Raw genomic sequence first — 15615 nt, forward strand, 5'->3', positions numbered from 1 at the left:
AACGGGGGTTTCTTGCATCGCACTCTAACGTTCTCGAATGAAAACCAATTCGCCGATTAGGGGCTTTTTCACGCCGTTTATCCGGCGCTTCGTGGAGTTCAAACGTCGACGATCACCGCGTCGGGCCACATCAGCAGCTCGAATTGCGTGGGCGGCACGGGCTCCGAATACAGGAAACCTTGCGCGAAATCGCAGCCCACGGCCGCGAGGAAATCGCGTTGCTTGATCGTCTCCACGCCTTCGGCAATCACCTTCAGGCCGAGCTTGTGCGCGAGTCCGACCATCGCTTCGCAAAGCGCCTGGTTGTCGCGGTCGGAATCGAGGTTGTGCACGAACGAGCGGTCGATCTTCAGATAATCGATGTCGAAGCGCGTCAGATAAGCCAGCGATGAATAGCCGGTGCCGAAGTCGTCGATGGAAATGCGGATGCCCGCATCGCGGAAAGCCAGCAGCTTTTCGTCGATGTTTGCTTCGGCATGCAGCAACAGACCTTCGGTGATCTCCACCGCGACGCTTTGCGCGGACATGCCGTGGCGGGCGAGATAGTCGGACCACTCCGTGCAAATCTGGCTGTCGTGCCGAATCTGCACCGGCGACATGTTGATACTGATCTGGAAGTCTTGATGAAAGCGCTCGCGCCAGTCGCGCGCCTGATGCGCCGCCTGCCTGAACACCCAGTCGCCGATGGGCACGATCAGCCCCGTATCCTCGGCAAGCGGAATGAACTCCAGCGGGCTGATGGTGCCGCGTTCCGGATGCAGCCAGCGAATCAGCGCCTCGGCCTTATGAATTTCCCCGGTCGCGAGATCGACGATCGGTTGATAGTAGACGCGGAATTGCTCTTCGGCCAAGGCGGTGCGCAGATCGCTCGTAAGCCGCAGGCGCTTTTCCGCTGCCACTTGCAGGTCGGGCGTGAAGTAGCTGAAGCGATTGCGCCCGGCGTTCTTGGCCGCGTACATCGCCTGATCGGCATTCTTGAAGAGCACGTCGAGTTCGCCCGCGTCGTCCGGATAAAACGTCACACCCACGCTTGCGGAAATGAACGCCTCGTCGGGACCGAGCGTGAACGGCTCCGCCAAGGTGTCGATGATCGTGCGCGCCATCTCTTCGATGCTTTTGCTGTCGTCATCCACGTTCGGCACGATCACCGTGAATTCGTCGCCGCCCAGACGGGCGACCGTATCGGTGCCGCGCACGCAGGACGTGATGCGGCGCGCGGCTTCGATCAGCAGGACATCGCCCGTGTCGTGACCAAGCGAGTCGTTCACTTCCTTGAAGCGGTCGAGGTCGATCAACATCAGCGCCATGCGCCGCCCCGACAGACGCGACATGCGCGCTTCGTATTCCAGCCGGCTCAGGAACATCTGCCGGTTTGGAAGATGCGTGAGCGCATCGAAGTTGGCCTGCTTCCAGATGGTCGCTTCGAAAGCCACGCGCTCGGAGATATCGCGGCCCACCACGAGCACGGAGATTACCTTGCCCGACCAGTCGATTTCCGGCGTCAGGCGAAAGTGCGTGCACTGCTCCTCGCCGTCGCTCGTCACCGCGCGCAGTTCGAATTGCGCGCTTCGTGCGCTCGCAATCACTTCGCGTACGCGTTCCTCGTAGAGTTGCGCGTTCGGACCGCCCGGAATTTCGGAAGGCCGCCTGCCGAGCAGTTCGCCAGGATTGCGCCCGGTCCACGCACAGAACGCCGGATTGGCATAGATACGCCTCAGATTGCGGTCGTATCGCGTGATCGTGTCGGGCGAGTTCGTGATGAGCGTGCGCGATTCCTGTTCGCGCGTCACCAGTTCCGCCGTGCGTTCGATGACAGCCTGTTCGAGCGTCGTGTTGATCTCGTTGATCTTCTGGATCTTCTGCTTGATCGCTTCGCGCATTTTCTCGAAGCGTTGCGCGAGCCGGCCGAGTTCGTCTTTCGCGTCGTCCGTATGGTCTTGCGAAGGCGCGCCTGCGTCGGTGCCGGCATCGTTCATCTTGCGCACGAGGTCCTTGAGCGGCGCCGAGATGCTGTAAGAGATGAAGTACGCGAGGATGATCGAAAGCAGAAAGCCCGAGATACCGACCAGCATGATCTGGTTGCGCACGGACTGCACTTGCGCGGTCAGTTTCTCCTCGGGAATGGTGCTGACCACGAACCAGTTGGTGCCGGGAATGCGCGTGTAAGCCGCGAAATAGCGGTCCTGCCGCGTGCCTTCGAAGGGCACGAAGCCGTTCGGCTGCGCGCCATCCCGCGTGTGCGCGATCTTCTCGACGAGGTCTTTCGCGGCGGATGCATCGGTGCTCGCGCCGCCTTCCGCGCGCACGATCACCTTGTTGTTGCCGGCATCGAGTACATAGATTTCGGTCTTGTTGCCGAGCGCGACGTCGGAGAAGATCGTCGAGAAATGCTCGGGGCGAATCACCAGCACGAGATTCCCGATTTGCCGATTGTTGTTCTTGCCAAAGATCGCGCGCACCATGCCGAGATTTTGCTGGCCGACGCCGTCGTCATAACTGCCCCAATAAGGGCGTCCGTTACGATCGGGCACCTGAGCGACGAGACGCGTGACGCCGCGCGACAATTGCGCGAACGCCTGTGTATCCATGATGCGGTTATGCTGATCCAGCAAATACTTCTGGTTGATATAACCGAGCGAACCATAGTGATCCAGCAAGAGGCGCGTCATGTCCTGCCGCGCTTCGCTGCGTTCCTTTGCGCTGCCATTCGCAGCCTTGGTCAATGCACCCTGCACGCGATCCGACAACACGAGCAATGCACTTTCCGTTTCCAGTTGCTCCATGCGCAGCGCGATATTGCGCGATACCTGCTTCACCACTTCCTTCGAAAACATCTCCGCATTCTGTTTGATCGCGGCCGTCGATTCCACGTAGGAGATATAGCCCGAAATCAGAATGGGCAGCAGCGCAACCAGAATGAATGCCGCGATCAGGCGATAGCGAATCTCGACGCGTCTCAGAAGATCTAGAGACAGCAATTCGAACGCGCGTCGTAGCGAACCAAGGATTGAGCTCATTTGTAATGCATCTTTGCTTCGTTCTTGACTGACTCATCCAGGAGGCGCGCGGCCTGCCGGGGCGTGATCTTTCCAAGCAGCACATCCTGCATCAGACGATGCAGCCGCTCGATCGAATTGGACGGCAGCACCGAATAATACGGGCTGGATGTCACGGGGTAATGACTGACCATGACGGTGTACTCGGCAATTTTCGGATCGCTCAGACTGGCGTCCGACGCCTGCGTGAATGGCGCGATATTGCGGCGTTTTCTCTGCATTACCGAAAAGCCCTTGCCCGCGATGAAATCCAGGAAACGCGTGGCAGCCGCTTTATTCGCCGTTTCGCAAACCGCGAAGCCCGTCTCGCTGCCGACGACCGGCACCGCTTCCTTGCCCGGCGCATTCCACGGCGGCACGAAAACGCCGACTTCAAAAGGATTGCCGTGCAGCAAAAGACCGGCGGCCCAGCTTCCATGAAACGCCATCGCGACTTCGCCGTCCTTGAATAGACGGATGCCTTCGTCGTAATCGGTTGCCATATAACCGTCCTGCACGTAGTGACGCGCGGGCAATAAAAGAATCTTCGAGAAGATATCGGCGACTTCGGGCGTATTCAGATCGAGCGTACCGTCCGCGATTCTCGCTTTCCATGCCGGATCGCGGGCTACGACGTTATCCGCGAAGCCGGAGCCGAAAGGACCATTACCGAGCATGTTCGGAAAACCGCCGTTCCACATGATCGGTGTGAATCCCGCGCGCTTGAGTTGCGCGCAGGCGGCGAGAAACTCGCGGAAATTTGTCGGCGGCTGTTTTATGCCGGCGAGTGCGAACATCGCCTCGTTGTAATAGATGAGCGTCGTCGCCACGCCGCCGGATATGCCGAAGTGCCGGCCTTGACGGCTTGTCCAATCGCTCTTGAGCGGCGTGAGCATGGCTTTCCAAGCCGCCGTATTCCCGACATCCGCGAGAATGCCTTGATCGGCCAATTCGGCGGCGTAAGCGTTTGGATTGACGCTCACGAAATCCGGCAGATTGCCCGATGCCACGCGCGGCTTGATATTTTCTTCGACCGAATTGCCGATCATGAACTGCACGTTCACGCGGATATCGGGATTCAACTTGTTGAATTGCGCCGCGATCTGGAGCATTTCTTCCGTCCAGTCGGGCGCCCAGACGAGCGCGGAGATAGTCGTGACCTCGTGCGCGGCCGCCGCGTCATTCGCGGGATCAGCGGACGTGGCGCGGTCGTCCTGACGGCAGCCCGCGAAGGACAGCAGTATCAGGCTCAAGAAACCCGCCAGCAGGGAAGCAAGCCCGATTCGTCGCACTTGCGCTTCGCTCGTTGTGTTTGTGTTGTTGTTGGACCGGATCGGCTGCGGTGCTGCGACGCAATTTGCCGATGCAGCACCAGCACTGCTTATCGGCAAACAATTTCAGTTCTTTAGTGACTACGCGCCGCTATTGCGCGACAGCGATGCTCGTTGACATCAGGCCGCGGACGCCTGGTTGCTCGCGGGCGTGGACGATGCGGCGCCGTTCTGCGGATCGAGCGCGCCAGCCGTTTTGCTCGCGGCCGATTTCTTTCGCGGTACCGCGACGCGCTTTGTCGCGGTCGGCGCCTTGCGTGCCGTCTTGCTTGCCGCGTTGGCTTTGGTTTTCTTTGCCGCTGTTTTCTTTACGGCGGTTTTTTTAACAGCCGCTTTCTTTGCTGCCGTTTTCTTGACGGCCGCTTTCTTTTCCACGGCTTTTTTAGCAGTCTTAGCCGCTTTGCCGATTAGATAAACAGAACGATCGCTTGCGCTTGCGATCCAGCCAGGTGCGCGGCCATGTCCGGTCCAAGTCGCGCCGCTCTCGGGATCTTTATATTGCGCGACGCCTGCGTTTTTGCTGGAAGCGCGCTTTTTGGCGCCCGTCTTGACGACACTGCTCGCTAAAGCCTCGCTTTTATCGATCAGAAATTTGCTGCGATTCTTCACGCTCGCAATCCATTTCGGCGGTCTTGCGCGGCCGCTCCATGTTTCGCCGGTTTTCGGATTGCGATATTTGACCGCGACTTTGCTATTGCCAGCCGACCCGGATTGATCGCTCGTGTCCTTCGATGCGAGCGCCGTGCCCTGTCTGCGTTTGCGCGCGGCGTTTTCAATGTCGGATGTAGTGAGCCCATGCTCGAGCATGAGATTGCGAATCTGGTCGACCACCTTCTGCGCCTGCTTTGCGATGATGGCATCGGCCTGCTTTTGCAGCTTTTGTATTCTCGATTGAATCTGCTTGATGGTCGTCATGGCGCAGTTCCTTTGGAATGTTTGTGCTGAACTATGCCATCAAATCGGGACGCATAAAAGCTTGCTTCATAAAGTCCATGACGCGGCGCCGGACTTTAAGCTTGCCCGTCACGCATATAAAGATTCGCTTACGTGAACACTACGCGAACCAAAGCGTGTTTTCGCTAAAGAGGACGAAGCATTTTTTAGCGCGCACTCGTGGACGACGCGCCTCGCAAGGCTTACCGCATGATAAAACGATTGCCACTATTTCTTCTGACGAATTAAAAAACCGCTAGCTTCGCGGCTATTATTCCCATTCATGCTTCTTGCGAAATAGAGCCTCAACTCTGCGCCGAAAGTGCCGTTAGTACTCGGAGCGACAGGACTTTTCCTGCGCAGAAAGTCTTAGCCGGAGGTCAAGAAGGCTGCCATGCGGCACGACCTGCATCGCCCCACCCCGGAATAAAACGGAAAAGAAAGGCTCGATATGCCTGCGGCCTCCCGAACCAATCGACAGTTGTTCAGAACGACATGGCCCTTCGTGGCCGTGGTGGTCTCGTTGCTCACGCTCGTGGCGACGAGCCTTTCGATCATGTCGTCGGTGCGCGCGTATATCGGCGGCGAAAGCACTTGGTCGAAAGGCCAGAAAGACGCCGTGTTCTATCTCATCCGCTACGCGCAAACGGGCGACGAAGAGGCGTATCGGCAATATGAAAGCTCGATTGCAATCCCGCTCAATTTGAAGCGCGCGCGGCTCGCGCTCGACCGTGCTCATCCCGATGTCGAAACGGCGCGCGCCGCGCTGCTTGAAAGCGGCGTCTATCCCGCGGATGTTGGTTCGGTGATCTGGGTCTTTCGCACGTTTCGCCGCGCGAGTTACTTCGAGCAGGCCGTCGGCTACTGGACGAGCGGCGATCTTTACGTCGAACGGTTGACCGTCGCCGCGCGCGAGTTGCGCACGGCGAAGGCGGCGGGCGTTTCGGCGCGCAATGAAGTGGACTATCTGACGGGCGAAGTGTGGAACATCAACGCGTCCATCGCGCCAATCTCGCGCGCTTTCGCCGATGTTCTCGGCGCCGCGTTTCGGCAAACCGCGCTGCTTTTGTTCGTCTTGAATTTGCTCGTCGCCGTCATTCTGGTGTCGCTGTCGGTGTGGTACGCGCGGCGCTTCATCACCGGACGCATCGCCACCGAAAACGCCTTGCGTCGAAGCGAGGCGCGCGCAAAAGCGACACTCGGGTCGATTGGCGAAGCGGTCATTTCAGTCGGCCCGATGGGACTGGTCGAGTTCATCAATCCCGCCGCCGAACGCCTGCTTTGCCGCGAGGCCGCCGCTTGCGTGAAGCGCCCGCTCACGGATCTCGTAACCATCGTCAGGGAATGGGACAGACGGCCTGTCGATCTCATCGAGAAGGCGCTGCGCGGCGCGGATCGCGAAGAACCGGGCGGCGATCTCATTCTGACTAACGTGCATGGCGTCGAAACCGTCGTGCAGGCCATTACGTCGCTCGTGCACGATACGTCCGAAACGATCACCGGCGTCGTGCTGCTCTTGCGCAACATGACGCGCGAGCGCGAGTACGTGTCGAGCCTTTCATGGCAGGCATCGCACGATGGCTTGACGGGGCTGCTCAACCGCACGGAATTCGAACGGCGTCTCGCGGCATCGCTCGATCCGCAAGCGGACAGCGCAACCGAACGCGCCTGCATGCTGATGATGCTCGATCTCGATCAGTTCAAAGTCGTCAACGACACCTACGGTCACGCAGCCGGCGACACCATGCTGCGCGAAGTGGCCGCGCTCATCAAAAAATGTCTGCGCGACGAAGATTCGCTCGCGCGTCTGGGCGGCGACGAATTCGCGGCGCTCATGTTCGACTGCCACGAAAACCACGCCTTGCAGATCGCCGAACGTCTGCGCAGCGAAATAGCCGCTTTCGAGTGGTCGTGCGAGACGCACACGTTATCGACGAGCGTGAGCATCGGCCTCGTCGATCTCAAGGGACTCGATGTCGAAACCGCCATGCGCTTCGGCGATATTGCCTGCTATCTCGCGAAGGAACGCGGACGCGATCGCGTTCATCTCGCGCTGCGCGGCGACGCGGAACTCACGCGCCATGCAAGCGCGATGTCGTGGTGCGGGCGCATCAAGGACGCGCTCGCCAACAATCGCTTTTGCCTCTACGCGCAAGAGATTCGGGCGATTGCGCCCGAGCACTGCGAGTCGCATCCACGGCATGTGGAAGTGCTGCTGCGCATGGTGGGCGAAGGCGGCAAGATCATTCCGCCGAACTTCTTCATGCCAGCGGCCGAGCGCTATGGCCTCATGTCCGCCATCGATCGATGGGTCGTGCGCGCCGTGTTCGCGGTGCTCGCGAAGACCGGAAATCACGAGGGCGTGCAGTACGCGATCAATCTTTCGGGCGCCTCCATTGGCGACGAGCGCTTCCTGCAGTTCTTGAACGATCAGTTCGCGGTCAGCCATATCGCGCCTTCGTCGATCTGCTTCGAAGTGACGGAAACGACGGCCGTGGCCAACCTCGCGACGGCCGCGCGTTTTATCCGCGAACTCAAGAGCCGCGGCTGCAAGTTCTCGCTCGACGACTTCGGCGCGGGCATGTCCTCGTTCGGTTATTTGAAGCATCTTCCGGTCGACTACATCAAGATCGACGGAGGATTCATTAAGGACATGTTGAAGGATGCCGTTAACCGAGACATGGTGGCGGCAATCAACGATATCGGGCATTCGATGGGACGCTTGACCATTGCGGAATACGTCGAGAGCGAAGCGATCTTGCGCGCACTCGCCGCGATGGGCGTCGATTTCGTTCAGGGCTTTCACGTCGGCCGCCCGGCTCTCTGGGCGCAGAACGTCGAGTTCCTTGCGATCAACTAGGAGGAGTTTTGGATCCCACTTTTCAGCGGGTTGGTGACCTCAAGGACATTGCCAGCTATCCGGCATGGCTCGCGGATGTTCTGGCTGAAACACATGCGGCCAAGCAACGGGTCGTCGACCATCCCATTTTCGCGGCGATGCGTGAAGCGCGTCTGGAACCGCGTCAGGCCGAAGCGTTCCTCGTGAACGGCTGGCCGGTCGTCGAGCAGTTTCCGCAATACATGGCGATGAATCTGCAGAAGCTGCGCTATGGACATTCGCGCGGCGAAGATCTGGCGCGTCGCTATCTGACGCGCAACATTCGCGTCGAGCAAAACCATGCGGATTATTGGGTCGATTGGGCCGCGGCTCACGATGTCAGCAAGCGCGCGTTGATGAAGGGCAATGGCCCGTCGCTCGCTTATGCGCTCAGCCACTGGTGCTGGAAAAGCAGCAGCACGGATGCGCTGGCTGCGAGCATCGCCGCGACGAATTTCGCTATCGAAGGCGTCACGGGCGAATGGTCCACGCTGGTTTGCAGCACCGATACCTACGCAATGAGCTTTGCGCCGTCGATGCGTCGCAAGGCGATGCGCTGGCTCAGCCTGCACGCCCATTACGACGATGCGCATCCGTGGGAAGCGCTGGAGATCGTGGCGACGTTGCTCGGCAATGCGCCGGGCGTCGATGAAGTGCATGCGGTCAAGCGCAGCATCGAGATGAGTTACGAGTATTTCAAGGTGAGCCTCGACTGCTGTTTTTGAGGCTTGCTTTCCTTTGTGGTGCTCCGGTTCCGCAGGCGTTGCCTGAGCGGTTCGGATGCGCTCGGCCGTAATCCGAACCGAATCTGGAACAGCAGAATGAAGATCAAATTGATGGCATGTGCGGCAATGGCGGCGCTTTGCGCGACGGGTGCACACGCACAGGCCGCTGGGGATATTCAGCTTAATGCCGGCTGGATGCATTTCGCGCCGCAGGATTCGAGCGATCCGTTCAACATCTCGGCGCTCGGACAATCGATGACATCGCCGGGCGCGGGCGCTTCTGTCAGTAACTCCGACACGCTCGGACTCACGGCGGCTTACTTCTTCACCGATCACATTGCGGTCGAGGGAATCGCCGGCGTGGCGCCGAAATTTCATCTCGATGGCAAGGGCACCCTCGGACGCCTGGGCGAACTCGGCACGGCGCGCGAGTGGAGTCCTACCCTCTTGCTGAAGTACTACTTCATGAGCTCGCAGAGCAAATTCCGGCCTTATGTCGGCGCGGGCGCGTCTTATGTGTGGTTCTCGGATGTAAAGCTCAGTTCGGCGATGTCAAATGGCGCGTTTCTTTACTCGCCGCAATTTGGAACCGCGCTGACGGGACCGACGACGGCGCATATCAGCAGTTCGGTTGCGCCGGTGGTGAATGCGGGCTTTGCCTATAACTTCACGCAGCATTGGTCGGCGGCGTTTTCGGTGTCTTATATGTGGCTGTCGGCACGAGCGACGTTGACGACGAATTCAGCGGTGGGGACGGTGCGGAGTGAATCGAAGATCAAGCTCGATCCAATCGTGACGTTTCTTTCGGTGGGGTATCGGTTTTGATGGGTTCGTTGTTTGTCGTGTTTGATGTCGTGTTGGTTGATGGCGTATGCGCGGGTGGCGATCTAGCGACGGGGTGAGTGCGTTGTTGCTGTTCGTGGATATGGTTGACGCTTCGGTTAGGGACTTTGATTCTTCGTGGGTCAAATTGGGTTCGGCGGGTGCTTGGGTATGAGCGGCGGTTTATCAGCGTCGCGCGAGGGCTTTGTATTGCGACGAACTTTTTGAATAAACCCGATGCGTGTGTCGCTGTTGGTGTCCAACTTTCCGAAGGACCGAGGCGCGAGTCGGCGAGAGTTTTGGTTGTTTTCGCCGAACCGAAGATGTGGTGGTTTGCCGATCAGCGGTTGCAAATTCGGGTCGAGGCTCATATGAGGCGTCTTGCGCATTCTCAAATTTAAGTACGAAAAGCGTATTGTTTGATACGTCGAACTGTAATCAAGCGCTTGCATGTTGTTTTCCGTTCAGGTTTTGCCAAGTCGGCTAGTTCTGATCGGCCAAAAGCTGCATAGCTGCGTGAAACAACTTGCATTCATACGCTTAACTAACTGATTTAAAACGAATAATTTGAATTCACAGGGAGACGACATTGTTTCACGGTCGCGACTGTGCGCGCTTGCAGATAGCATCGATATCTCAGCATTTCTTCAAGCGATTTTGGACTGCAAAGCTGTTTAATGGTCGAGAGTTAAACCGGTTTGGAGGCTTTCGCGGCACTCTCTGCTGCGTGGAGCTCATGACGCCTGATCGTGATCATCGTTTAACCCGACTACGCGTGCAAAAGCATTCCGCGATGCGAGTCTCGGTCTGGTGTTGTTCGTCGATCGACGGCTAGCCAGGCCTTTGTTAAGAGGCCTTTCTTCCTCTGCAGGATCATGCCTTAGTCGCCGACTAGCCGCTGCCTAGCTTCGTTCCTTTTAACCATCGACTGGCCATTACAGACTCAGCGAATGTGGCATGCGTCTCGCGCTTCCCCCAGCAGCGTTACAACGATATGCGAAAGCTGTGCAAAGGTAGTTGGCGACTCGGCGCAAAGCCGCTGGATGCCATCTGTCATCGAATGCTAAATCTGCCAGTCGCTTTCTGCCTTGCTGTTTCACGAAGGTGCGGCGGTATTTGGTCTCTCTGATGCGGTGAAGCATTCATGGTCCCCGCCGTGATGCTGCGGCATACCTGAGGTGCCGTCTAAGCTCGCGCCATGGAAGTAGCCGTGCGTGTCAAATTCGGTGCGCATACAGGCGAGTCGATTCATAGTGTTTCTTAGCTGCCTTATTCGGCGAGGGGCGTGGAGGTTAAAGACACTCGAACCCAGCCAACCAAATGCGGCTGCTCTTTGCCGCCCCTCCCCTCTTCTCGAGCGCAACTCAAGTTGCGCGGCGTATTGCGTCATTAACTTAGTTTTACGGAGATAGCGTCGATATTGCTGTTATGCACATAGTTGCGATTGCACGCTTGGACTTCCTTCGCTTTTGGCCAGTTGGAGCGGACAGAGCGCAGATTGAATGCGCCTGGGGCTTGCGTTCGGACACGCTTCGACTCAATCAGCGCCGAGGAAATTGGTCTCCAACGCAGCGCTTGAGTTTAATTGTCCAGTCACTTACACAGCGCCGAAGTAAGTCCGAGCAGTCCACTCGCCTGAATATACGTACTCCCTTTGGATGAGCATTCATCCCCAACGTCATTCGACACATATCATCATCGACTTTTAAATGCGCTCTCTGCATTAACGTCTCGGCTACACGACCATGCAAACGTCATCTCGAAAGCCTGCTCTCGAGTTCCGGAGTCGTTGTTGTCCCGTGGGAGGACCGCGTCCAGTTTTGGCAAATTCACCGAGTACACGGCAGTGTCGGCTTCGTTGTGATCGATTGTTAAGTCTCTGCGGGCAGGACGACCGACAGTTAGGGAGGTGGACGCAATCAGACGGCAACTGGGAGTCCAAGGCACTTAGGCAGCATTCGTCAGCGACAGGTATCCGACCTCACTGCCTCATGTACTCAAAAAAAGCAGCGGCGCGTAAGGAATGCGATTTTAAACGCGGATGGGAAATTACCGCCGCGCGAATGAACAAAATCCGATCACAGAAGGTTTCGCTGCCATATCTGTTATCGCCCGGCGATGCCGGGACGCTTGCGCGAGATGAAAGCCAGGCCGACGCATGCCCACCAGCCTTACTCAACGAACCCTGAGCAGCGCCGTGATTTCACATGCCGTGACATGCACTGGATTGCGTGAGTCACCTGTTGTTTCGCGTGCGCGATCCGGTGATTAATAGCCGTCGAAACTCGGGGAAGAATCTGCGAGCATCAGGAAAGCCACCGTCAAAGCCGCGCAAGAGAATGACCATGCATGCCTCTTGGACGAAAGAACCCTACCCGCCCATGTTCGCGTGTCCGAATTCGGACACTAATTCACCCCGAATTGATCCGCGTATCGCGCCATTTTGCTGCGTCCGCTCATGCGTTGCAGAAGCCTCAAGATCAGGCTTATCAGCTTCTCTCGCTGCCTGTCCGAATTCGGACACCCAAGGTCGGGCGCCTCAAGAGCGCTCGTTCGATCCTCGCCCGTGGTGCGGAATCATCGGCGTGCAGCTGCGCCCCATAACGGTCGGAGCGCGATCGCCTAAAGTTATGCATACACGCAATGTCAATGCTTCGAGATTTTGCGAGCGTGGCGTCATCCGTCCTGCACCGTAAATTGTGTCTTCGCGATGGCGCGCGATCGTGGACTGGCACGTGTGTCTCGATCTGCAAACTTCGTTCGCGGACGAAACTGTCCGAATTCGGACAGTCATGAGAAGCGCGGGCAAGGTGAGAGGAGTGCGCTGCACGTTAACTAAAGCGCTCGCTAGAATTGCTCATTAGTTGTTGCTTCGAACCAGCGAAACGGCGCCTCGTACCGGTGGTGCGGAGGTCTCTTCAACTCGAATTTGCTTAAAGTATTGTTGGACAGCAGAGTGTTTGCGAGCGTCCACATTGACGCCGGCAGGGTAGCGGAGGGGGACCACCGGCAGGCGCCACGCTAATGCTCGCTAAGCCGGCAGCGTCTGTCGAAACATTTTGCCTCGCGGAAACAGACGATCTATTTCGCGTGTACATTCATCTCACAACGGCGAGTAACCTTTCCGCACTCATCGCGAGAAATTGTTAGAACCTCCGTGCTCTAACGCGTCGACAATGCGCAAGAAGCACATAAGACTGCGAAGCGAAAATCGCCGCACCCGACCGAGTGTGACCCGCTTGCAAAAAATGTCTTCGTACGCTGAAGTGCGCACGCGTAATCCGAACACTGTCCGAATTCGGACACTTCGATGCGACTTTGGAATGGCTCCCGGTAAAGTAAAAGCTTCGTGCGAAAAAAAACCCGCCAGCGGCGGGCCAAAGAGACTCAATTATCACTCCGACCGAATCGAAAACATTTTCCCAATATGTTCCCTAAGCTGACTTTCCTGTTCCTCGGTCATCACACCAGACTTAAACTTAAACGTAAGTCCCTTCACGTCTTTGGTAATGCTCCCAGCCTGAACCTTCCCCGCGAAAATCTTTAAAATGCTTCTTCCGCCGGCATCCGTAGAAGAACCACGCTGTCCCGCCTGCGCGCTCAAACTAGCCGCGAGCTTTGTTTGAACTAGATCACCCGACACGACCTGCGGCCACAACTCTTCGAGGGCCCGCACTCCAGATTCACCGGTCTTCTTGAGCGCATTAACCGTATCTTGTGCCGATGAAGCACCCAATACCGCCGGATTCAAATCAAGGTCACGCTTCACAAAGTCCGGCAGATCGTCATAGGCCAAAAAACGATATAGGTCGCTACGCGAGATACCCATCGCTTGCGCGAGTCGGGTTCGATTAGGAAACTCGGCTTCGGCCCGTCGAATCGAAATTGCGATCTCATAATCGGAAAGATCATCTCGCGTGACATTTTCCATCAGCGCAAGCGCCGCCATGTCTTGATCCGAACACTCGATCACCACCGCCCTGATGTTCTCGCGATTGATCAGCTTATGAGCGCGAAGCCGCCGCTCGCCCGCAACCAACTGAAACCCATCACCCAAACGGCGGACGGTAACGGCTTGCAGCAAGCCGACCTCATCAATCGAACGTGCTAGCTCCGAGAGCTTGGCTTCGTTGAACTGCCGACGAGGCTGCCAGGGATTCGGTACGATCTCACTCACCGGAATCTCAGTCTCGACGCCCTTCCCCTCCAACTCCTGAATCCGAAGTTGGGCCGCCGCCAAGGCACTCGTAATTCCCGGCATGGTTTGCGGACCGCGCGCCGACTTGTCCTTCTTCGTCTCGCCTTTGAAGTCTGCCGGCTTCGGCAAGTTGGCCGTCTTGGCCATGAGTTGTTCTCTGATGTTATTGCTCATGCCGACTCCTTCCAGGATTTGACGAACATGTCATCTAGCCACTTGGCATACTGCATCATCGGCTGACGAACACGCTGAAGCGACTTGGCGATCGAGTGCGTGCTCACTACATCGAGCGCAGTCGAAAAGGACAAAGCTCCTCCACTCATGACAGAACTTGCCGGGATTTCGAACGGATCGAGCCACCGTCCATACGCACTCTGTGCCCACTGACGAACGACCGGAGCTGAAGACGTCTTCCCGTAATCGACCTTGGACAACAAGATCGAAATGAAGTCATAGACCTTGTCTTCCTCATAGGGCAGAAAGTCTTCCGCGACATCCGAGAACAGACGCCAAAACGCGAGCGAACTGATGAAGTCGAGGTTCTCGGGAATCATCGGCATGACAAGCGCATCCGCTGCGAGCAACGCGTTCAGATTCATATACGAGAGCGACGGCGACGTATCGATCAGTATGTAGTCATACTGCGCCTTCAAAGGCTCAAGACCTTCACGGAGGACCGCCCAAAAGCGATATCCCTGAATCGTTTTCTGACGCGCGGGCAGCAAGAACTCCGCGCCATAGAGGAACGTGTGTCCTGGAATGATGTCGAGTCCATCCCAATAGGTCGACTGAACGCTCGCGCCCAGACCGCCTTCGACATTCTGGTCATATATGTAGGGGAGCACGGTGTCGTCTCCGGAGATTTCTTTCTCGGCGTAGAGTCCGCAAAGCTCGGAAGCCGATGCTTGCGGATCCAAGTCAACGAGCAGTACCTTACGTCCTAACAGCGTCAATGCCTGCGCGAGACATACAGTCGTCGTCGTCTTCGCAGAGCCGCCTTTGAGCTGTGCAGTCGTCAGCACTTTCCCTCGGAAATCGCTTTCGCCATCCGCGAGACGAGTCTGATAGATATCGGACGCCATCTTCACCCACAGACGAACCTCGGGCAGCGTGAATGTGCGGCTGCGGCCGTTGCCGTTGAGCGTGCCTTGCGGCAAGCCGCCTTCGCCCTTGGTCACTAGATACTGAATTTGCTGCCGCGTTAGATTGCACATCTCCGCAAGCTCGCCGATCGTGTAATACGGCGCAAGTTTACGCGGACGAGGCGCTAGGATCTGTTCGCGAAGATTGTCCGAGAAGGGTTCGAGGTTATCGGCGAACTCCGCGACTTCGCGAAGCGTGACCCTGCGGTCTTCCATCGGTAGGGTGCCTACGTTTGCCATTCTGCGCTTCCTCCTTGTTTTGATGTCGAAGCGCAGAATACACGATAACGCGTAAACAAGGTTGTAGCGAAAATCGGAGCCTGTCGCACACAAACACACGCACGGACTAACTCCTTGTTTATTAGCGACTTATTGCGGCCGAAGACGCGTCAAACTTTGTCGCCAATGCCTAATCTTGACCAATGAAGCCTGCACACATCGTCCACCTTAAAACGGCTGCACAAAAACCACCCCGGGGTCGCTTTTTGTGCGACACGAATTAATCAATAATTTCAAGGACTTAAATACCAAAATTCGAAGATTCCTATTTT

9 protein-coding genes are annotated in these 15615 nt (G+C 57.2%); 3 read left to right on the forward strand and 6 right to left on the reverse strand.

Translation table 11 applies throughout. From position 1 onward, the window contains the following. Positions 1-98: 98 nt before the first annotated feature. From ACYQ47_RS13675 to ACYQ47_RS13685, 3 genes are all read right to left on the reverse strand, one after another. Positions 99-3017 carry a bifunctional diguanylate cyclase/phosphodiesterase gene (locus ACYQ47_RS13675; RefSeq protein ID WP_459905683.1) on the reverse strand — a complete coding sequence of 973 codons (2919 nt, stop codon included), beginning with the start codon at positions 3015-3017 and terminating at the stop codon, positions 99-101. Continuing rightward, positions 3014-4288, reverse strand: coding sequence for an extracellular solute-binding protein (locus tag ACYQ47_RS13680; RefSeq protein WP_250493828.1), 1275 nt, complete (start codon positions 4286-4288; stop codon positions 3014-3016). The genes ACYQ47_RS13675 and ACYQ47_RS13680 overlap by 4 nt, the downstream gene beginning before the upstream one ends. A gap of 198 nt (positions 4289-4486) precedes the next feature. Then, entirely contained in the window at positions 4487-5281 is a 795-nt protein-coding gene (locus ACYQ47_RS13685) for an H-NS family nucleoid-associated regulatory protein (protein WP_459905684.1), read from the reverse strand. Positions 5282-5780: 499 nt separating this feature from the next. On the opposite strand from ACYQ47_RS13685, the gene ACYQ47_RS13690 reads away from it, so the two are divergent. The 3 genes from ACYQ47_RS13690 (at position 5781) to ACYQ47_RS13700 (ending at position 9727) form a co-directional block, all read left to right on the forward strand. Then, on the forward strand, positions 5781-8159 hold the full coding sequence (locus tag ACYQ47_RS13690; RefSeq protein ID WP_250511395.1) for an EAL domain-containing protein: 2379 nt from the start codon (positions 5781-5783) through the stop codon (positions 8157-8159). A gap of 8 nt (positions 8160-8167) precedes the next feature. Continuing rightward, positions 8168-8902: a TenA family transcriptional regulator gene (locus tag ACYQ47_RS13695; RefSeq protein WP_250527108.1), complete on the forward strand. Its 735-nt coding sequence runs from the start codon at positions 8168-8170 to the stop codon at positions 8900-8902. 102 nt (positions 8903-9004) lie between these two features. Further along, complete coding sequence (locus ACYQ47_RS13700) at positions 9005-9727, forward strand: OmpW/AlkL family protein (RefSeq protein WP_459905925.1); 723 nt, start codon at positions 9005-9007, stop codon at positions 9725-9727. A 140-nt stretch (positions 9728-9867) separates the two neighbouring features. Here the strand turns inward: ACYQ47_RS13700 and ACYQ47_RS13705 are convergent, their stop codons facing one another. The 3 genes from ACYQ47_RS13705 to ACYQ47_RS13715 all read right to left on the reverse strand — a co-directional run bounded on the left by ACYQ47_RS13705 (position 9868) and on the right by ACYQ47_RS13715 (position 15304). Continuing rightward, positions 9868-10176 carry a hypothetical protein gene (locus ACYQ47_RS13705; protein ID WP_459905685.1) on the reverse strand — a complete coding sequence of 103 codons (309 nt, stop codon included), beginning with the start codon at positions 10174-10176 and terminating at the stop codon, positions 9868-9870. 2942 nt (positions 10177-13118) lie between these two features. Next, positions 13119-14096 (reverse strand): ParB/RepB/Spo0J family partition protein, encoded by a 978-nt coding sequence (locus ACYQ47_RS13710; protein WP_244831059.1) that lies wholly within the window; start codon positions 14094-14096, stop codon positions 13119-13121. Then, the gene (locus ACYQ47_RS13715) at positions 14093-15304 is read right to left on the reverse strand and encodes a ParA family protein (protein WP_244831060.1); all 1212 of its coding nucleotides are present in this window, start codon (positions 15302-15304) and stop codon (positions 14093-14095) included. Before ACYQ47_RS13715 ends, ACYQ47_RS13710 begins: the two co-directional genes overlap by 4 nt. Positions 15305-15615: the final 311 nt, after the last annotated feature.

The organism is Caballeronia sp. HLA56 (genome assembly GCF_054655155.1).

Excerpts from the sequence above, each read along its gene's own strand:
- ACYQ47_RS13675 (WP_459905683.1), bottom strand. The coding sequence starts at position 3,017 with ATGAGCTCAATCCTTGGTTCGCTACGACGCGCGTTCGAATTGCTGTCT.
- ACYQ47_RS13685 (WP_459905684.1), bottom strand. The coding sequence starts at position 5,281 with ATGACGACCATCAAGCAGATTCAATCGAGAATACAAAAGCTGCAAAAG.
- ACYQ47_RS13705 (WP_459905685.1), bottom strand. The coding sequence starts at position 10,176 with ATGCAAGCGCTTGATTACAGTTCGACGTATCAAACAATACGCTTTTCG.
- ACYQ47_RS13710 (WP_244831059.1), bottom strand. The coding sequence starts at position 14,096 with ATGAGCAATAACATCAGAGAACAACTCATGGCCAAGACGGCCAACTTG.
- ACYQ47_RS13715 (WP_244831060.1), bottom strand. The coding sequence starts at position 15,304 with ATGGCAAACGTAGGCACCCTACCGATGGAAGACCGCAGGGTCACGCTT.